Below are 19,952 nucleotides of genomic sequence, written 5' to 3' on the forward strand. Positions count from 1 at the left end.
TGACTTTTGAATGAGGGATACTTCCTCTGCCAGCTTAGTTCATTACAGTTTCAGCAAAGCCAAAAAAAGGTTTACGATTTTTACACAGATGCTTCCAATAGTAATTAATCAACCATACTTGATATTATTTGTCCAAAGTCCAAAATGAAGGTAAACAGGAGAAATACATTAGCAATATTGATTAAACTGTAAGTAACAGTAAATGCAACTTAGTATGAGGTAGTTAACTACTTATTTTATTTGTATCCCTAAGTTGAGTTACCAGCCAAGCTCCTCCAGAGCATATCAACAACAAAGGTGTTAACCAATCATCCCAACGCACATATAAAGTTTGTGTCTGTCGGCGATAAATTGTTTCAGCATGAGTTTCGTAGGTATTATATCCAGATATCCACAAGGTTCCACCGTGAGGATCTACAAAGGCTGAATATCCTGTATTAGTTGCCCGTGCTGACCATCGATCAGTTTCAATTGCCCGCATGATATCCTGTGCATGGTGCTGGAATGGCATGGATGCAGTGTAATGGGCATCGTTAGAAGAACTGAGGATAAATTGTCCACCCGCCGCAGCTTGACGGCGAAATTGCTCAGGAAAAGCAGATTCATAACATATACTAGCGATCGCCCGACCAAAAGGGGTATCAAATAGCTGATTTGCTGAACCGGGAACTTGGTGTGCATCTAAAGGCGACAAGCGCTGAACTATTTTGCCTAATATTCCTTCAAAGGGAATATATTCTCCCAGAGGTACTAATTTAGCTTTATCGTAGCGGCTGACAATTTCAGCTTTTTTATTGAAAGTAAACAAACTAATTGTATAACTGTCTCCCCGTTCGCCAAAAGCCCCAATCCAAGCAACTATACCTTTTTCTTTCACGGCTGCGACTAAGGCAGTTTGCATCAAGTTGCGCTGGAAAATAGGTAAGGCTCCTTCTGGGGTGAGGACGGCATCTACACCTTGATCTGCTAAAGTTAGATATCCATTGGTGTAGTTTTCTTGGGCGCGACGAAACCCTTCGGAACTTCGTAAAAGTCGGTTCGGAATATTACCCTGAACAATCCCCACTTTCAAGGCTGCTTCTGGTGGTTGGGCGATAGGACTGCTATATAAAATAAAACCGATGAGGTGTAAAGTAATTAATAATCCTGTGGCGATAATCCAGTATTTATTAACGAACCGCAGAGGCGCAGAGAAGCTAGTGCGTTGGGTGGGTTCCCCGACTTGTTCGCTCTTAGCGTTCCCGTAGGGTAGCAGCTGGCGCGACACAAAGGAAATCTTGGCGTCCTTGCCATCTTGTCGGTTCGTCCATCCTTCTGCAATTAACCCATTAACGGCAACGATCGCTGCTGTGACAGTATTAGGCCCAGAGAGTTGACCCAGATGTACAATTACGAGATTGTGCGGACTTTGAGTGTAAGCCAGGGAACTCCACCACAGAGGCCCAGCACTCCACAAACTCTCTAAGCCGCACCAGACGGCTGTGCCAATCAGTACACGTAGCCAGGATTTTTGCCCGCCCAGATGAACCATTACAGCCGCCCAAATAGCAACGAATACTCCTCCCAAGAGGCTAATAAATCCCCAACAAAAAAGGGTAATTGCCAAACTTGGCAACCAAGGAACACCCAACCATGTCATCGGATGAATTCCGGTAATCCAAAATAGGGCGACACCGTGATAAGCAATACCCCAGAGGAAGGCCGGGGGGGATTGATTTTTGCCTTTGGCTGAAGTAACAACTAGCACCCATAAGGGAACTAAGGCCATCCAAGCCAAGAACCATGCACCTACTGGGGCTACGGTTAGCCCCATTAAAATGCCGCTAGCTAAGGTAATTAAATAAGGGAGTAAGGTGGTTAACCTCTCCCCCTGCTTTTTATTCTGCTTCTTCTGCATCGACAGCATCAGGTGGAACTATTGCCACTCCGGTAATAGCGTCGTCTTCGTCTAAACGCTGCACTCTAACTCCAGTTGCCGATCGCGATTGGATGGAAATCGCATTTACCGCTTGCCGGATGATAATACCGCGATTTGTCACCATCATGATTTCATCGTCATCATTGTTGACAATGCGTAGGGTTGCCAACTTGTCTTTGTTTTTGCGGTTTTTGAATTTGGTTGCCATTAAACCCTGACCGGCACGGTTTTGCAGGCGGAACTGGGCAACTGGTACGCGCTTACCATATCCTGCCATTGTAATTACCAACACCCAAGGGCCAACAATGCCGTTGCTAGGCACTTCTGCGGACTCTTCATTAATTTCGGTAATTTCGATATCTTCTGTTTCGATTGTTTCAATTGTTTCGATATCTTCAATTTCGGCTTCTGTAACTATATCCAAAGTTTCAAGAATTGCTGCGGGGAGAATATCCATACCCACCAGTTCATCTTTGTTTTTGAGTTTCATGGCTTTCACCCCACGAGTCGCCCTGCTTAACGGACGTAGTTGTTCGTGGTTGCACCGGAAGTTAATCGCCATCCCGTTACGAGAACCAATAATTACACTGTCCTCTACTCTAGCGCGTCGCACCCAGCGGAGTTGGTCGCCTTCTTCTAAAGAAATGGCAATCAAACCATTAGCGCGAATGTGACTAAATGCTGCCAATTCAGTTTTTTTGATATTGCCGCCCTTGGTAAGCATGACCAGATATTCTTCATTGCTAAACTCATCAACAGGTACAATTGAGGTGATTTTTTCCTCTTTAGGAATCGGTAGCATTTGGACAATTGGTGTCCCGCGACTAGTACGCGAACTCACGGGAATTTGATACGCTCTTAAGCAATAAACAACGCCACGCTCACTAAAGAATAAGATACTGTCGTGATCGCAGCAAGTCAAGAAATGCTCAACGGTATCATCATCTTTCACCTTGGCTGCGGCTTTACCTCTGGTAGCACGGCTTTGCGCCTCAAAGGTGTTGACTGGCATCCGTTTGATGTAGCCTTGCTCTGTAACCAGAATGATCGCTTTTTCATTGGCAATTAGGTCACGATCATCTAACTCCCCTTCCCCTGGTAGAATCACCGTGCGGCGGGGTGTGGCAAAGCTAGTTTTTAGTTGTGTGACTTCAGTTTCAATGATTTCCAGCACCCTCTCTCGCCGTGCCAAAATATCTAGCAAGTCGGTAATTTTCGCTTGTAGTTCCTCGTGTTCCAAACGAATTTTGTCGGCTTCTAAGGCAGTCAACCGCCGCAATTGCATCTGCAAAATCGCATCTGCTTGCACTTCCGAGAGTCCGTAAGTTGTGATTAGTTCGCCTTTGGCTGTGGGCGCATCGGGAGCATGGCGAATCAAGACAATAATTGGATCTAACTGGGACAGGGCAATTAATAACCCTTGTAGAAGATGGTCGCGTTCCTCGGCTTTCCGCAGTTCGTAGCGGGTGCGTCTGGCAATGGATTCGATCCGGAAATCCAAGAAGACGCTTAAGAACTGCTTCAGGGTAAGTACTTGGGGTTCGCTATTCACCAACGCCAGCATATTCGCCCCAAAGTTGGCTTGCAGTGGCGTTTGCTTGTAGAGGTTGTTCAGAACGACGCGGGGATAAGCATCACGCTTGAGTTCGATCACAATCCGCATCCCGTCGCGATCGCTTTCATCCCGGATATCTGCGATGCCCTCTAGCCGCTTTTCATTCACCATTTCGGCGATTTTTTCAATCAGCGCCGCTTTGTTGGTTTGATAGGGCAATTCGGTGATGATAATTGCTTCTCTATCTGGGCGTCCCCGTTGTTCAACGGTTTCAATGTTAGCTACACCACGCATGGTAATGGAACCGCGCCCAGTGGTATAAGCTTCTCGAATCGCAGATGTCCCCAAAATTTGCGCCCCAGTCGGAAAGTCTGGACCGTGGACATACTGCATTAATTCGAGATCGGTGATTTCTGGATTGTGGATCACTGCCACCAAAGCATCAATCAATTCGCCCAAGTTGTGGGGGGGAATGTTGGTTGCCATGCCCACAGCAATTCCAGACGAACCGTTGAGCAGCAACTGCGGAATCCGGGCTGGTAAAACTGTCGGTTCTTGCTGGGAACCGTCGAAGTTATCGGCAAAATCTACAGTTTCTAATTCGATATCGTGCAGTAGGCCAGCACTAGTTAAAGCTTGCAAGCGGCATTCTGTGTATCGCATTGCCGCTGGCGGATCATTATCTACCGAACCAAAGTTACCATGTCCGTTAACTAAGGGCGATCGCATGGAAAAATCCTGTGCCATCCGCACCAAGGCATCATACACTGCCGTATCGCCGTGGGGGTGATATTTACCCAGCACTTCCCCTACCACACGGGCGCATTTCTTAAACGGGCGATCGTGGAGCAGACCTAGCTCGTGCATTGCGTAGAGAATGCGACGATGCACAGGTTTTAGACCATCCCTGGCATCTGGCAGCGCCCGACCCACTATTACGCTCATGGCGTATTCCAGATAAGACTGCGACATTTCGTTTCGCAAGTCTGTCGGGATAATCCTCTCCTGTGAGGTTGTCATAACCTAAAAATCTCCAAAAATCGTAGATTTTAGCTTTTTTATTCAACAAAGCGCAAAATTATTCTAAATTGCTCTTGAATAATTGCCATAGTTTGATATAATCCTAACATAATATTGCTTTTTTTTGCCTCAATAACTAACCCAAATATCTAGTTACGTAAGGGTATAATAAACTACCCTACAAAAGGTCTTAGCTAGTTAAACAGAGCAATGACAGCGTAAATTTAAGAGAACAATCTAAATTGGCTTGATAAGCTCTTACTTTTATAACCGTTATTTAGCAAAAATTCTGAGGATCTGATGACTTTCCAACAACTAGAAATAGGTGACTACTTTCGGATACCTGGTATGAGTGAAGGTTGCGTATATAGAAAGGCTAACAGTTCACATTGCAGCCTAAAAGCTTTATTACAGCCAATCCGAGCAGAAACAAAAGTTACACTGCTTACTTTTGCAGAAATTACTAACTATTTTACGCTCAAGCAAGAGTTCCTTCAAAGTCTCAGGTGATAAAGGTTTGACGTTTTCCTTAACACTCAAGCACACGTTTATCTTGGGCTGTTTTGGTAAAAATTAGACCTACCTTTATTTTTGGCAAAGGTATTAACTGGACTTTAGACTAAAGGTGAGCGATCGCTTACATCTCGAACTCTTGAATAATCTGCATTGTTTCGACGCTGACGGTGCAAACTCTTTGCAGTAAATCTATTACCTGTTCTTTGTAATTTGTAAAGCGATAGGTATTGAATTTTTCGGCAATAGTTGGATTTTTAGGTTTCTTTTCTTTGTATTGATCTAAAATCCATTCTAAAGCACAACGATTGCCAAGGCGATATTCCCAAGCAATTTTGGGGATACCTTCTAAAGTTGTGACATCATCTAAAATAATGGTTCCATTAGTTGTATCGGCTTTTAGTTTTGCTTTTGGTGTTCTATTGTCATTTTTAACCAAAGGTAAATCAATTCGTTTTAAAAGATAAGGTTTGACAGTTTCATAATTGATGTGCAAATCCATCAACTGTTTACCCCAGTTAACCCATTTGTGAAAGTCATTATAGAAAGGTAATCGGGGAAATTCTCGTTTTAAATTAAGTTCGTATTTGGTGCGATAGGCGGGATTGTGCAAGACGGCGTAGGTGTAGTGGAAAATATCTAATTTGGTAATTGTCAAGTCTTTGTAATGGTTTTGGAATTGTGTTAAATACAATAGCTTAAGTAATAATACGGTAGATTCATTTCCTTCTCTTTTTCTCTGCGCCCTCTGCGGCTCGACTCCTAAAAACGATCGCAAACTGGTGCGTCACACTACGTTAATGCACCCTACCAATTACCTACTCGTCAATTTGACCAAGGCGGCGGATATTCAAAAGCGTATATCTATCTTTGCCCATCTCTAATCGAGTGTGTTTTAGTATAATTATGAATATTTTGTTGGTTTTTTCAATCCAATCCCCAATTGCTGCTCTAATGTGACACCACAGGATATTTTCACGTAAAGGAGAGCAAATTTTGGCAGCAGTCCGAGTCCGTCAGCATGTTAATCCACTTGGTAAAAAGTATCAAACACCAGCAAGTCCCCTTGACTGGGAAAACATTTATGCAAAGCCAAATCAACCACTACATTTAGATATTGGCTGCGCTAAGGGACAGTTTTTGGTGAATATGGCCAAGATAGAACCCAACTGGAATTATCTCGGCTTAGAAATTCGGGAACCGCTGGTGGGAGAGGCGAATAAGTTACGTTCTGAGTTGGCTTTAACAAATCTGCATTACTTGTTTTGCAATGTGAATAACTCACTGCACTCACTTTTATCTTCCCTCCCTCCAGGAAGTTTACAACGCGTTACAATTCAATTTCCTGATCCCTGGTTTAAAACCCGCCACGCTAAACGTCGTGTAGTTCAACCAGAACTAGTGGCAGACTTAACTAATTATCTTGCGGTTGGTGGAGTTGTATTTCTGCAATCAGATATGGAATTTGTTGCTGTGGAAATGCGCGATCGCTTTGCTGAAAATCCAGCTTTTCAGAAAGTCGGTACGGGAAAATGGTTAGCCAAAAATCCACTACCAGTCCCCACAGAACGAGAAATAGGTACACAAAAAAGGGGTGAACCTGTTTATCGAGCTTTGTTTGAGAGAGTGATAAATACTGAATAGAAATATTATTAATATTACATAATTCCCAAATTTACAAGTTTTATTAATCAGCCTTAAAACATTCGCCTCCGTGTGCTTCGACACACTTTTTAGCGAGCGCGTCGCGAATGTTTCCAATATTGTCCGCATGTTGGAAAGGGTGAAATAGTCGCTTTTGGTCTTCTTTAGGAATGTTAATTCCCTAATCTTGAATTTAAATCCAAGAGTTGAACCACATTCGCAGCTTATAACCGTCAGGAGAGAGAGGTAAACCCAAATAAATGGGCATCCAGAAAATAAAAGCAACCAGAATTATAAAAGTAATGGTGACACCTACTACGCGAAGTTGCTGATAATAACTGCGAAGACACTGATCAACAAACCAAGCGATCGCTAAAAATACAAACACTACTGCACACATATAGTGGTAGATAAAAACACACCTCGTCACCTTCACCCAAGGTAATAAGTTAGCAGCATAATTTATAACTAAATACAAGGCAATCCAAGTATCAACATTAAGAGTTGCAGGCACAGAAAAAGGCTTTTCCTTCACCCAAAAGATCACTACTTGTGACACCAGCATCCCTATTAAAAACAACATCGCAGCAACACCAAACCACCACAAAAATGGATTGCCCATTGCATGGACATCATAAATAACTTGTCCAGCACCGGCAGGCAAAGGAGGCCCCATTACAGGTAATGGTTCAGTGATCCTTTCAGCCGTTTGATAATAATATGCCATTGGTCGAGTCATCAAAGGCCATTTGTACCAGGCAGCACAGTAAGGATGTACTTTAGGACTATTACCACCTAAATGTAAGTGAAACTTCAAAATTTGCTGATGTACTGCAATAAATCCATATGTTTTATCTAATTGAAGGTGGGGAATCCAGATGATGCTGTAGATAGAAGCTGGGATAATTCCTAGATAAAACAGCATCTGAAAAATATTTAGTTGAGTCAAGTTTTGTAGTGGTGTCTGAGATGAGGGGGATGTAGCTTTAGCTTCCCGCAGGGTGGGGGATGAGGGAGAATAAGTACTAACCCCTGACTCCTGACTCCTGACTTCCAACTCCTGACTTCTGCCTCCTGCTTCCTGCCTCCTGACTCCTGCCTCCTTCAATGAGGGGGATGTAAAAAAGAGTTTGGGGTTAGAAAAAGAATGTATCAAATGAATTATCCAAGCTGCTATCCAAATGAGATAAGCCCCTGACAGAAACCATAAACCATTCCACTTAGTACCAACTGATGCACCAAAAGTAATGCCAGCAAGAACTAACCAAAAAGAACGTCGCCGATTTTGGTTATCTAATGCTAATAATAAAAACCAGTGCGCTAATAAACCAAAGATGACGATATAAATATTACTTAAAGCATAGCGAGACTCAACCAGAAAGATGCCATCACAAGCTGTGAACAAACCTGCAAGCATTGCAAAGCTACGACGATAACTCAATTGATAAGCGATCGCAGCCACAACTAAAGGGATAAATGAGCCAGTAAGCGCATTTAACCACCGATAAGTCCAAGGCGATCGCAATGAACCTGTCAGCCCATTTACCGTATCGTGCCAAAAAGGAATGTGACTGCCAATCCAAATGCCGATACCAATAATATATTGACTTAGCGGCGGATGAGCATTAAAAAATGGTGTATGCGTGAGATAATTATTACCGAATTTAGCAAAGTAAACTTCATCAAATACCAGAGTGTTAAATCGCTCCAGTCCCCAAAACCGTAAGGCAAGTGAGAGAAGAAATATACTCACCATCCCAATTTGGAACCACTTTTTATTCATTAGTCATTAGTCGTTAGTCATTTGTCATTGGGCACTTGTACTGAGCGAACGCAAGAGCGTCTCGTAGAGAAGCCGTTGGCATAGCCTCTGGTAGAAAAGTATTTGGCATTAGTTATTTATTCTCCCCTTGCTTCCCCTGCTTTCCCTGCTTCCCCTGCTTTCCCTGCTTCCCCTGCTTCCCCTGCTTCCCCTGCTTCCCCTGCTTTCCCTGCTTCCCCTGCTTTGCCTCCACCGCCTGCTCCACCTGCTCCACCTGCTCCACCTGCTCCGCCTCCACCACCTCCACCACCTCCACCACCTCCACCGCCTCCACCGCCTCCACCACCTCCACCACCTGCTCCACCTGCTCCGCCTGCTCCACCTCCACCACCTCCACCGCCTACTCCACCTGCTCCCCAGCTCCCCCTCCACTCTTCAGGTGCATCTAGTTGGAACAGGAGCAGTTCAATACCGTAATACTTGTTTGTCCGCCCCATTGGTTTCATACCCAGTCTTTGAGTTACACGGATTGAGGGATGATTTTCTGGCTTCACTACGGCATAAATCACTGGCAAGTTCAAAACACTAAATTCATAGTTGAGCATAACTCGTCCTGCTTCTGTTGCATATCCTTTACCCTAAGAAGCTCGCCTCAAGTGCCAGCCTACCTCATAATCTTGAGTGGGTAAACCATCTTTGTCGAGCAATTGTAACAGAAGGATAGTTCCCACAATTGTTGTAGTTTCCTTTTCGACAATTGCCCAAGATCCAGTAACATTATTGCGTCGGTGTGTTCGCTCGATACCTTGAATCAGGCGCTGACGCTGTGACTCAATGCTCGCGGGGCGAGAAGCTTTACTAAGAAAGTGCGTAACTTCAGGGTCACTATACATTACAAAGGCTTGCTCAGCATCGCGTTCGGGTATCCAACTGCGAATAATCAAGCGTTCAGTTTCCAAAAGATTTGTCATTTTAACTTTTGGCTAAACAAAGTTGCTATTCTGCAAGATAATAAGATACTTGTGGTTGCCCAGTCAAAAGCTATAAAGACAATTACATCAGCAGAGTGTTACTAAAAGAACAGGTCAAGTTTTCTTTTTAGCTAGAGAATAAATAGTAATCTTCAGCGATCGCTAGAAAAATTCCATCAAGAATAACAAGGTTAATTTTCGAGTAGTTTACCAAATTGCTGGTCATTGAGTTGGTTATGCAATAGCAAATTCTGAATCTTTCCTCAGTTCCTCAGACCGAAATCCCAATACAATCTGATCCTTCGCCACGCCAGCCCTAACTAGTTCCGTTGCTACCCCCTCTTCAGTGCCATCACGTTGAATCCAAATTTTGCCATCAATAATATCAAGGTGAATCAGACAGCCGTGAACACGACGCGTTGCAGTTGGAGAGAGTTCTGGCACTGGCTCTCGACCAAGAATCATTACCAAATATCGATCCTGTTCTCGATCAAAGATAGTTTCATGCTGAATATTGCCGTAAGAGTAAGGAATCTTTGTGTGTTCAGTAAGAATGCTGCAAATTAGCTGCCTATATTGCTCTAGATTAGCCATTGGACAATAACCTCTCGCTTTGGATTAAAAACGATCAGAGGAATTTTGTAGTCTTCCAATATAAGTTTACCAAGCGGCTCTTCCTCAAAAATATCAGTAAAAACATCCTCATGAACAGCGATATACAAAACCCGATCTCGATAATTGCGGCTCATGACAGCAAGGTACGTAAAGTACTGACCAATCGCCTGTTCTAGGTCTGCTACTTCTGAGTCGCCACTGAAGGTTTTGATTTCTACAGCAATCTTCTGTGTTCCTTTTTCTGCTATGAGCAACTTTTCGGCAGCCAAATCCACGTAAAGATCCTTTTTTCCCCACTTTAGATGAAAAGGATCGTTAGTAACAGTCCAGCCATCTTTAATTAGAGCATTCTTCAAGTTTTCGTGGTAACGGTCTCTAACTGGCATAAATTACTCGAATTACGAATTAGTACCCTCGACTTTTGCCACTTCCAACATCGTCTTTAAAACCGAATCTGGATTCAGACTGATTGAGTCAATTCCTTGTTCCACCAAAAACTGAGCAAATTCTGGGTAATCGCTGGGTGCTTGCCCACAAATGCCGATTTTGCAGTTATATTTTTTTGCAGCTTTTATAGCCATTTTCACCATTTGCTTGACAGCAGGACTGCGCTCATCAAACAACCTCGCTACTAACGCTGAATCCCTGTCTATCCCCAGTGTCAGCTGAGTTAAATCATTGGAACCAATCGAGAAGCCATCAAATACCTCGGCAAAGTCCTCAGCCAGAATAACATTACTGGGCAACTCACACATCACATAAACCTGCAAGTCGTTAACACCCTGCTTTAAACCATTTTTTGCCATCTCTGCCAAAACCAAACGCCCTTCATCAGGAGTACGACAAAAGGGAATCATCGGGATAACATTCGTCAAACCCATTTCTTCCCTTACCCGCTTGATGGCATGACATTCTAGGGCAAAAGCTTCCCTGTAACCTTGATCATAGTAACGCGCCGCCCCCCGCCAACCCAGCATTGGGTTTTCTTCATGGGGTTCAAACTGTCGTCCACCTAACAAATTGGCATATTCATTACTTTTGAAATCTGACATTCGGACAATCACTGGTTTAGGATAAAATGCCGCCGCAATTCTACCTATGCCTTGGGCTAATTTATCTATAAAATACTGGGGTTTATCGTCGTAAAGTGCAGTGATTTCGGCAATTTTAGCTTTCACAAATTCATCTTTTAATAAGTCATAGTGAATTAACGCCATTGGATGAATTTGGATTTGGTTCGCAATGATAAATTCTGTCCGCGCTAAACCGACTCCATCGTTGGGAATTGCCGATAAACTTAATGCTTCTTGGGGATTACCAACATTCATTAAAATTTGAGTGCGGGTGCGGGGTAAGTTCTCTAAAGGGACTTCTTCAACTTCAAAAGGTAATAAGCCTGCATAAACTTTTCCTTCTTCCCCTTCAGCACAAGAAATTGTTACCTCTTGTCTAGGTTTCAAAATTTCTGTAGCATTGCCGCATCCCACGATCGCAGGTACACCCAATTCTCGCGCAATGATTGCTGCATGACATGTGCGGCCCCCAGAATTAGTGACAATTGCACTGGCGCGTTTCATAATCGGTTCCCAATCAGGATCAGTTCTTTCTGTTACCAAAACTTCCCCAGGTTTGAACTGTTCGAGTTTCTGAACATCTAAAATTAGGCGTGCTTTCCCTTGACTAATAGCTTCCCCAATCGCTCGTCCCGTAATAAGAGGGATTGGGAATTGGGAATCAGGGAGGGAAGATTTTTCCCCATTCCCTATTCCCCATTCCCTATCTCCCAATACCAATCGATAACTCTGCAACACATTTCCCGTCTTCTGCGACTGGACAGTTTCAGGACGCGCTTGCACAATAAAAAGTTGGTTAGTAATTCCATCTTTCGCCCACTCGATATCCATTGGAGTGAAAATGCCGTGGACTTGGGAATAATGGTCTTCAATTAAACACGCCCAACTTCCTAGTTGTAAAATCTCTTGATCACTCAGAGCAAATTTGCCTCTTTCGCTAGACGAAACAGACACATTTTTCGTAAATTTAGAGCCGTCATCATAAATCATTTTCAGTTCTTTACTGCCCAATTTTTTATCGATAATTGGGCGGAAACCAGCTTTTAAAGTTGGTTTAAAAACATAGTATTCATCGGGATTTACAGACCCTTGAACAACATTTTCCCCTAAACCGTAGGCAGCTGTAATTAGTGCAGCATCCTTAAAACCGGTTTCTGTGTCAATGGAGAACATCACCCCAGAGGTTGCTAAGTCAGAGCGCACCATTTTTTGCACGCCCACAGCTAGAGCAATGCTAAAGTGGTCAAATCCCTTGGTGTGGCGATAAGATATGGCGCGATCGGTAAATAGGGAAGCAAAGCACTTGTGACAAGCTGCTAAAACTCCTTCAGCACCGACAACGTTGAGGTAAGTTTCCTGCTGTCCAGCAAAACTAGCATCAGGCAGATCCTCAGCGGTGGCGCTGGAACGGACTGCAACATCTGTCTCTGCGTTGTATCGTTCACCCAGACTCTGATAAGCTTTAGCGATCGCCTCTCGCAAGTCTACAGGAAATGGCGTATGGATTAATAGCGATCGCGCTTTTTTTCCCCGTTCTCGTAAATTTTTGACATCCTCAACATCCAAGTCGGCAAAGAGTTGGCGTAACTTTGCTTCTAAACCTGCTGATTGAATGAAATGACGATAAGCATAGGCAGTGGTGGCAAATCCAGTGGGAACGTTAATCCCTTTGGGCGTTAGCTGTTGAATCATTTCCCCCAGTGAGGCATTCTTCCCACCAACTATAGGGATATCAGCAATGCCAACTTCATCAAACCACAAGATGAGCGATCGCTCTTTTGCAAATCCAGATAAAGTGCTTTTAGATACAGTAGCCATAATTACCTTTTAAGTTTATACTCAATTTGATCAGTGCGTAACCACTAGTACTGCAAGGCGGAAGTCAAAAGTCAAAAGTCAAAAGTATTATGGAATAAGCTTTTTAGGGATTTTAAATGGTCTGCTTATTTACACTGTGTTGTACTTGTATATTTTTCCTATCTTCAATTTTAGATTTTGCAGTCAGCGAGGTGATTTTGGATTATGCAATTAAATTGCAAACTCTAGTCTAGAAATAACAATTATTCGAGATAATGGCTATATCTGAATACTTGAAGTAATCCACAATGGTGCAACTAGAACGACTGCTGAAAATGGCAGAAGATGAGCTAACTGAGTACAGCACTGATGCCCGTAAAATTGAAAAACTGCGCCGTAAAATAAGTTTAACAGTATCAGCAACAGAACAGCAGCAAGTCAAAGAGGCATTACTTGCTACTATCAAATCTAATATGATTACCCAAATTGTCGAAGAACAAAGACAAGCGGTATCCTTACCATTTTGGGGAATTGCTGGATTGGGTTTGTTAGTGGGAATTTCTTTAAATCAACCCATAGGCTTGTTAGCATCTGTAGTTGGGACTGTATCAGCTTACAGAATACAGAAATGGGGTTGGAAATTGCAGGCAACTCGTTTATTGTTACAAACCTTGGAGGATATCGAAATACGTATTACCCAACCCAACAAATAACAAAACAGATGCACTTTAAAGATAAATTATCTGTATATACTTATAGTCTAATATTAGAATATATACCAAAAAATCGACTAATCACTTGATTGATACCTCGTAAGCACTTAACAATTCCTTTGGGATCACCATAGCAAAAAAAATTAGATATTGGATTTGAGATTAGATATTTACGATGCTGGTTTGCGTGTAATGAATCCTACATGACCCTTCGACAAAACGTATTGACCATAACTACGGGTTGTTTCAACTTGGAAGCCCACATGACAGAGTTCACTTGCAATCGTTGTCGCTTCGTATAACCGCACGTAGTGTACTTCGTCAGATCGTCTGTAGTGTTCCCCCACCTTGCGGAAGCTGGTAATTCGGCGAGTCAAAGTTATTTGCTCTTGATCCTCCTCCTTTTCAACTAATACTACCCAGCCTTTTCCTTCCGTGAATCCCCTTGTTGTAGTACCTTGTGCAACTTGTCCTTTCTCGGCAATATCAAAGATGAATACACCCCCAGAAGTTAAGGCATTATATATGCGGTGGAAAAATTGAACAAGCGTTTGGCGATCGTTGTCTGGATCAAACAAGTAGCTGATGCATTCACTAATTGATGTGACGGCATTGCATGGCGGAATATCTATCTTAAATAGTGAATCGATCCGAAATTCGGCATCCGGCACTCTTGTTCGTGCGATATTAATCATCGACTCAGAAATATCAACTCCGAGAACATGATAATCAGCCTTGGTAAGTTCTTGTGCCCATAAACCGCTACCACAACCCAAGTCAACCACTAGTCCATCATCTATTTTGTTTTGAGCCAGGATTTCTAAGATGCCGGGAGCAGATTTGAGAGCAAAGTCACGGAAACCGTCATCATGAATAAACGCAAGGTCTTCTTTGTACCACTTATTCATATTGCTTAGTATCAGCAGTCTAACTTAGAGGAATGCAGGATTAAAAAGTTGTTCCATAGTGAAAGGACACTCAAGGGGGAAAGTTTCTATTGGCTTTTGAGTCTCATTTGCTGCATCTCTACGGGCGCATCGATAATATTTCTGTATCCACTCCCAATCCTCATTACCTCTTCACTAAAATTGTGTAATTAGGTAAATGTGAGGCATCTGTTTGAGTTTTCACAAGTCGCCAGTCATTATCTATATATAAATTCTCAAACACTTGAGAAGTTGCTAAGGATATTTTTTGAAATTCATTAGGATGATTTATGTCTAAATTTTCTAATTTGACAGCTTTAGGCAAAGCCGATTTGGACGTATTCAGTTTCACTTTAGTGTTAACTACATTAGTAAACCAGTTGTAGACTGATTCTAAAGTTAGAGGAATTTCTCTATTTTTAAAAGCCTGAAATCTATCAATATTTTTAAGACCCCATTTACCATTTTGAACTCCATATTTTTGGATTACCATGAAATCATAAGCTGGTAAATTTGATTCAAAATTATGGGATAAAGACGACTCTTTTCCCAATATATAGCGAGCTATACTGGCACAATAACCATCACGCTGGAAAATTTGGAAGGACTGCTCTTGTATTCTTTTTGGTAAACTTTCATGAAACGAGATAGTAGACCAGATTGGTGTCCAAACACCCACTAAAAGCCGTAACTGCTCTGTTACATTTAAAGCAGGATTATGTTGGCTCAACTTGATAAAATAAGGAAGTAATTCAGTTATGTAAAATTTCATTTCGGCATTTAAAGTTTCTGGCTTTCGATCTTGAACTCGTGCCAAAATTTCATTTTTAACTTTTAGTGTTTTTGTAGCACTTAATTGATTTTTTTGTAAGAGGTCGAGCATTACCATTTACCTTTTTCTCATTTTTTTAGATAACTTGGTAAGAATTAAAAACTGGTGAGTTTAGTCCTCATCAAGGTATCATGCATCCTTTTAGCCTGTAAAAGTAGAGCCTTTTAGCTCCTCTTTTTGACAGTTATTTGGTGTTTATGTGCTTGATACTATCTATTTTTACTAATAAAATGGTGTGATCCCGATCACTGTAAACTAAAATATACCCCTCTTCTGTCACTTTCCTCGAGAGCGATCGCTAGAAGCCTCATGAGGCAACCAATACAAGCTATACTATTAGAAAAAAATTGGTCTTGTATTTGTTATTAGAAAAGAATCACGCGTAGGCGTAGCCCGTCGTAGACATCGCCTGCTATACAAAAACTCTAGAATTCAGAAATTGCAAAAGTTTTCGGAGAGTGACAGAAGAGTGGGTAGATTCTTGCTGTGCCTGAAGTACAGTATCTTGAGGAATAGCCCCTTCCTTCAAAAGAGACTTGCGATCGCTCCAGCGCTTCTGTAACGTGGGTTGTACCTTGCGTAATATTTGTAAGCCTGGACGAGTTGAAATTAAACATGTAATATTTCGCTACCGAGAAGACGGGCCGCTTACCCTCGATGATGTTAGCTTGCAGGCAGAACCAGGAGAATTTATCGCCTTTGTCGGTTCCTCTGGAAGCGGGAAGTCCACCCTATTTCGACTATTATTAGGATTTGACACCCCAGAATCTGGTAGTATTTATTACGACGTACAAGAACTGGCAGGGTTAAATGTGAATGCGGTTCGTCGTCAGTTAGGCGTAGTGCTGCAAAACAGCCGCTTGATGTCTGCATCCATCTTTGAAAATATTTCTGGGGGACAAAGACAGAGATTATTAATTGCCCGAGCGCTGGCTTTACGTCCGCGAATTCTGCTTTTTGATGAAGCCACCAGCGCTTTAGATAACCATACGCAAGCAATAGTTAGCGAAAGTTTAGAAAAGCTGAATGTCACTCGGATCGTTGTGGCACATCGCCTGAGCACAATTCGCAATGCCGACAGAATTTATGTTCTACAAAATGGAAAATTAGTCCAGCAAGGTAATTTTGAGCAAATAGCAAATCAAGCAGGATTATTTAGTCAACTTATTCAACGGCAGCGTTTGTAACTGACTTTTCACCGTTTCCTTTTGCATTAAGGCTTTAATTACCCTCCGGATCTCAAATGCTAAACAGTCCAGTCTAGTTATTACTTTATCTTATTCTCCGGCAATAGAGTATGATCAATACTCTGTTGTAAAAAACTAAGTAATGCTTTTTCAGGCGATCGCATACAGCTAATTATCCATATTCGTTCAAAATTGCAGAGCGCAAACTTCACACTATCTGGCAATGGTCGCTTGAGTCTTTGTGCCAGTTGTGTAAGTCCTGAAATCTTTAAACACTCGCTCAAATAATTCAGAGGGGAAAACTAAAAATCAAACTGAAGATTGATTGTTGGGCAACTTTAGTAACAGGACACCATAATAAAGCTTCTCGTGCTAACATATGATTAAACTCTTAAACGTTAGGAACTTGTCGCCATAACAGTGTTAATACTGCTGCTACCATTAAGGATAAATTAAGAACTCTGTCTCGTAATCCTAACTGTTTATAATATTTTTGTTGTGAAAAAACTGCTGGGGTTAATAAGGCTTCTAAGTGATTGGCGATGACTTCATTATTTATAGTCGGAGTATGATGTCGTTGTGCGTGGTCAGAGTTGACTTTTGGTCGCTTGAACAAAGTCTACTTAGCTGAAAATCGTGCTTATTGCGAAATTAACTGCGGTTATCTATCTGAGCGCGTTGCAAACTTCCAGAAAAGTCAACATAAACACTTTTCCACTCTGTGAAAACATCCAAGGCTGTAGTTCCAGCTTCGCGGTGTCCGTTACCAGTTTGTTTCACACCACCAAAGGGTAAGTGTACCTCTGCACCAATAGTGGGGCCGTTAATATAGGTGATACCTGCTTCAATGTCGCGCATAGCAGTAAAAGCCCGGTTGATATCGCGGGTGTAAACTGAAGAAGAAAGACCGTAATTGCTATCGTTGAGAATTGCGATCGCTTCCTCAAAAGAACTAACCTCAATCAATGCCACTACTGGTCCAAATATCTCTTCACGGGCGACGCGCATATCGGGAGTGACATCATCCAAAATAGTTGGTTGAAAGAAATAACCGTTTTTCAATAAGCCTTCACTAGCAATTTCTCCACCAATTAAAACTTTTGCTCCTTCCTCACGGGCGATATCCAAATACTTGCTCACCTGTTGGAGTTGCTTTTCATTGACAATCGGGCCAATATCTGTATTAGGGTCAGTGCCAGCACCCAAGCGTAACTTACTGGTACGCTCATAAAGCATGAGGGTAAATTTTTCCTTGATGTCACGATGCAAGATCAGGCGACTGGTAGCCGTACATCGTTGACCAGTTGTCCCAAATGCTCCCCACACTGCACCATCGAGAGCAAGTTCTAAATCCGCATCTTCCATCACCACTTGGGCGTTTTTACCACCCATTTCCAGACAGACACGTTTGTGAGTGCGTCCGCAAGTAGCGCCGACAAAAGCGCCTGTTTCTGAAGAACCAGTAAACGACACCAAATCTACATTGGGATGCTCAACTAAAGCTTTACCCGCCTCTTCTCCTACACCATGCACCAAGTTAATTACTCCTGGTGGTAAACCTGCTTGTTGGAAAATTTCAATCAATTTAGTTGCACAGGCTGAGGTATCCTCGGCAGGTTTGAGGATGACTGTATTGCCACACACCAAAGCTGGCATAGCTTTCCAGCAAGGAATTGCCACTGGGAAATTCCAGGGAGTAATCAAGGCACAAACTCCTATGGGCATTCGCACAGTCATGGCGAATTTATTGGACATTTCCGACGGTGTGGTTTGCCCGAATAGTCGCCGCCCTTCGCCAGCAGTGTAAAAGGCGCAGTCAATACCTTCTTGCACATCTCCCCTGGCTTCTGTCAGGGGTTTACCCATTTCCTGACTGATTAACTGGGCAAGTTCTTCTTTATACTGGAGTAATATTTCCCCAATGCGAAAGATGTATTCTGCCCTAGCTGGGGCCGGGACTGTGCGCCAACTGCGGTAGGCTTTACGGGCAGCGGCTACGGCTGTATCTACATCCTTAACTTGGGAACGGGGAAATGTGGCAACCACTTCGGTTTTGTCCGCAGGGTTGCGACTTTCTAAAGTTACTTCCCCTACAGCACTCAACCATTGACCATCTATGTAATTGCGGCAAGATAGCGGAGTTGTCATCTTGAAAATCTCCGGCTGATGATCCACTGAAACTTGTGTATTAAGTTTGCTTGCTTTCTACATTATCGTCAAGTCAACCCGTTTGGGGAATTCAAAATTCAAAATTCAAAATTACAATCCCCATAAATAAATTTTAGCGATGCACTGAGCGGCTTGCCCTGAGCGGCGTCGTAAAGCCTGTGGCATAGCTACGCTTAGAGCGCAGCCTCTCATAGAAAGAGTTCTGAATTCTTTGCCTTAAGGCACTAACGCCAACACTCCCACAGGAGAACCAGAGCCACCACGTAACCTCAGAACTGCGATCGCTAGAGTAGTACCTTTAGGTGGCAGTTGATCCAAATTTGTCAGATTCTCCAACACAATCCGCGGTTGTTCTAAAACTAAGCGGTTAATCGCAAAACTTTTATCCTGTCCAGGATCTACGCCATGAGTATCAATTCCTACTCCAGCAATTTGCCGTTCATTCAATAATAATTGAGTTGCATCGCTGCCAAACCCTGGAAAGTGGGCAATTCCTTGAGCATCATGATTTAGGAATGCACTTTTATCCAACCACTTCTCTTGCCATCCAGTATTCAGTATAACTACGCAGCCAGGAAAAATTTCACCGTATTGTTTTTCCCAAGCCACAACATCAGCAATAGTCAGGACATAATCAGGATTAACCGCTGTGGCTTGGCGAATATCTATGACCACCGCAGGTACAACCAGGGACTGGGCGGGGTATTGGTCAATTCCCACGGTAGAACTATGAAAACTGTTAGGGGCGTTGATATGGGTAGCGCTATGTTCACCCAAGGAGAAACGTCGCAGATAATAGCCATCATTATTTAGTTCAGCTACAGTTTCAAATTCTACTGTGGGATCTCCAGACCATTGAGGAATATCTATGTCAATTACATGACTTAGGTGGATAACGCGTGTGTAGGTGATACTATTTTGACTTTGGGGTTGTATCATCCCAGCCTTCTATTTTATTTGTACTCAGGGATTTTTTTCAACGGTGCGATGCCTGTTTTGAAAAGTGACGCTCCTGTTTTGAAAAGTTCAGAGACGCTCTCTACGAGACGCTACGCGTAGCTTACTTCTTTGCAGGAGTATGCAGACTCGCTACCGCTGCGCTAACGTTGGGAACCGACACAATACACTTTTCGCTGCGTTGCTAACAGGTCGGCGGGAACCGCCGCTCTATGCCAGAAGATTCCGACGCAAGACGACAGGAACGTACTGGCTGGAGTTTTCGCTGGGTTGGGCTACGCCTACGCAAAGATAATACTA

At 42.8% G+C, this 19,952-nt stretch carries 15 protein-coding genes and 2 pseudogenes; 3 read left to right on the forward strand and 14 right to left on the reverse strand.

Annotated features, from left to right (window positions below; translation table 11 throughout):
* Window positions 1–223 precede the first annotated feature (223 nt).
* The 3 genes from lnt to V7K48_RS10775 form a co-directional block, all read right to left on the reverse strand.
* Window positions 224–1,897, reverse strand: coding sequence for an apolipoprotein N-acyltransferase (lnt, locus tag V7K48_RS10765; RefSeq protein WP_335072209.1), 1,674 nt, complete (start codon window positions 1,895–1,897; stop codon window positions 224–226).
* Window positions 1,878–4,493 carry a DNA topoisomerase (ATP-hydrolyzing) subunit A gene (gene gyrA / locus V7K48_RS10770; protein ID WP_335072211.1) on the reverse strand — a complete coding sequence of 872 codons (2,616 nt, stop codon included), beginning with the start codon at window positions 4,491–4,493 and terminating at the stop codon, window positions 1,878–1,880. The genes lnt and gyrA overlap by 20 nt, the downstream gene beginning before the upstream one ends.
* Before the next feature lie 637 nt (window positions 4,494–5,130).
* Window positions 5,131–5,784, reverse strand: a complete 654-nt coding sequence (locus V7K48_RS10775; protein WP_335072213.1) for a type ISP restriction/modification enzyme — start codon at window positions 5,782–5,784, stop codon at window positions 5,131–5,133.
* 218 nt (window positions 5,785–6,002) lie between these two features.
* Between V7K48_RS10775 and trmB the strand changes: the two genes are divergently transcribed.
* Complete coding sequence (gene trmB, locus V7K48_RS10780; protein ID WP_335072215.1) at window positions 6,003–6,650, forward strand: tRNA (guanosine(46)-N7)-methyltransferase TrmB; 648 nt, start codon at window positions 6,003–6,005, stop codon at window positions 6,648–6,650.
* A 193-nt stretch (window positions 6,651–6,843) separates the two neighbouring features.
* On the opposite strand, the gene V7K48_RS10785 is transcribed toward trmB, so the two are convergent.
* The 5 genes and pseudogenes from V7K48_RS10785 to ppsA all read right to left on the reverse strand — a co-directional run bounded on the left by V7K48_RS10785 (window position 6,844) and on the right by ppsA (window position 12,889).
* On the reverse strand, window positions 6,844–8,433 hold the full coding sequence (locus V7K48_RS10785; protein ID WP_335072217.1) for a dolichyl-phosphate-mannose--protein mannosyltransferase: 1,590 nt from the start codon (window positions 8,431–8,433) through the stop codon (window positions 6,844–6,846).
* Window positions 8,434–8,549: 116 nt separating this feature from the next.
* A pseudogene (locus V7K48_RS10790) lies at window positions 8,550–9,383 on the reverse strand (GNAT family N-acetyltransferase).
* A gap of 234 nt (window positions 9,384–9,617) precedes the next feature.
* The gene (locus V7K48_RS10795; RefSeq protein WP_335072219.1) at window positions 9,618–9,977 is read right to left on the reverse strand and encodes a XisI protein; all 360 of its coding nucleotides are present in this window, start codon (window positions 9,975–9,977) and stop codon (window positions 9,618–9,620) included.
* Window positions 9,965–10,384 carry an element excision factor XisH family protein gene (locus V7K48_RS10800; protein ID WP_335072221.1) on the reverse strand — a complete coding sequence of 140 codons (420 nt, stop codon included), beginning with the start codon at window positions 10,382–10,384 and terminating at the stop codon, window positions 9,965–9,967. Before V7K48_RS10800 ends, V7K48_RS10795 begins: the two co-directional genes overlap by 13 nt.
* 12 nt (window positions 10,385–10,396) lie before the next feature.
* A complete protein-coding gene (gene ppsA, locus V7K48_RS10805) occupies window positions 10,397–12,889 on the reverse strand; it encodes a phosphoenolpyruvate synthase (RefSeq protein WP_335072223.1) in 2,493 nt (830 codons plus the stop codon).
* 287 nt (window positions 12,890–13,176) lie between these two features.
* On the opposite strand from ppsA, the gene V7K48_RS10810 reads away from it, so the two are divergent.
* Window positions 13,177–13,581, forward strand: a complete 405-nt coding sequence (locus tag V7K48_RS10810; protein WP_335072225.1) for a hypothetical protein — start codon at window positions 13,177–13,179, stop codon at window positions 13,579–13,581.
* A 170-nt stretch (window positions 13,582–13,751) separates the two neighbouring features.
* On the opposite strand, the gene V7K48_RS10815 is transcribed toward V7K48_RS10810, so the two are convergent.
* Genes V7K48_RS10815 through V7K48_RS10825 form a run of 3 tightly spaced genes read right to left on the reverse strand, consistent with a single transcriptional unit; the run spans window position 13,752 to window position 15,390 of the window.
* Window positions 13,752–14,489: a class I SAM-dependent DNA methyltransferase gene (locus V7K48_RS10815; protein WP_335072227.1), complete on the reverse strand. Its 738-nt coding sequence runs from the start codon at window positions 14,487–14,489 to the stop codon at window positions 13,752–13,754.
* A 24-nt stretch (window positions 14,490–14,513) separates the two neighbouring features.
* On the reverse strand, window positions 14,514–14,636 hold the full coding sequence (locus tag V7K48_RS10820) for a DUF29 family protein (protein ID WP_335072324.1): 123 nt from the start codon (window positions 14,634–14,636) through the stop codon (window positions 14,514–14,516).
* Between the two features lie 16 nt (window positions 14,637–14,652).
* Window positions 14,653–15,390, reverse strand: coding sequence for a hypothetical protein (locus V7K48_RS10825; RefSeq protein WP_335072229.1), 738 nt, complete (start codon window positions 15,388–15,390; stop codon window positions 14,653–14,655).
* Between the two features lie 545 nt (window positions 15,391–15,935).
* On the opposite strand from V7K48_RS10825, the pseudogene V7K48_RS10830 reads away from it, so the two are divergent.
* A pseudogene (locus V7K48_RS10830) lies at window positions 15,936–16,526 on the forward strand (ATP-binding cassette domain-containing protein); the annotation flags it as partial.
* A gap of 391 nt (window positions 16,527–16,917) precedes the next feature.
* Here the strand turns inward: V7K48_RS10830 and V7K48_RS34990 are convergent.
* The 3 genes from V7K48_RS34990 to V7K48_RS10845 all read right to left on the reverse strand — a co-directional run bounded on the left by V7K48_RS34990 (window position 16,918) and on the right by V7K48_RS10845 (window position 19,634).
* Window positions 16,918–17,142 carry a hypothetical protein gene (locus tag V7K48_RS34990; protein WP_442949428.1) on the reverse strand — a complete coding sequence of 75 codons (225 nt, stop codon included), beginning with the start codon at window positions 17,140–17,142 and terminating at the stop codon, window positions 16,918–16,920.
* A 35-nt stretch (window positions 17,143–17,177) separates the two neighbouring features.
* The gene (locus V7K48_RS10840) at window positions 17,178–18,674 is read right to left on the reverse strand and encodes an aldehyde dehydrogenase family protein (protein ID WP_335072231.1); all 1,497 of its coding nucleotides are present in this window, start codon (window positions 18,672–18,674) and stop codon (window positions 17,178–17,180) included.
* 237 nt (window positions 18,675–18,911) lie between these two features.
* The gene (locus V7K48_RS10845; protein WP_335072233.1) at window positions 18,912–19,634 is read right to left on the reverse strand and encodes a cyclase family protein; all 723 of its coding nucleotides are present in this window, start codon (window positions 19,632–19,634) and stop codon (window positions 18,912–18,914) included.
* Between the last annotated feature and the right edge of the window lie 318 nt (window positions 19,635–19,952).

Source organism: Nostoc sp., from assembly GCF_036919615.1.
Classification (GTDB): Bacteria; Cyanobacteriota; Cyanobacteriia; order Cyanobacteriales; family Nostocaceae; genus Nostoc.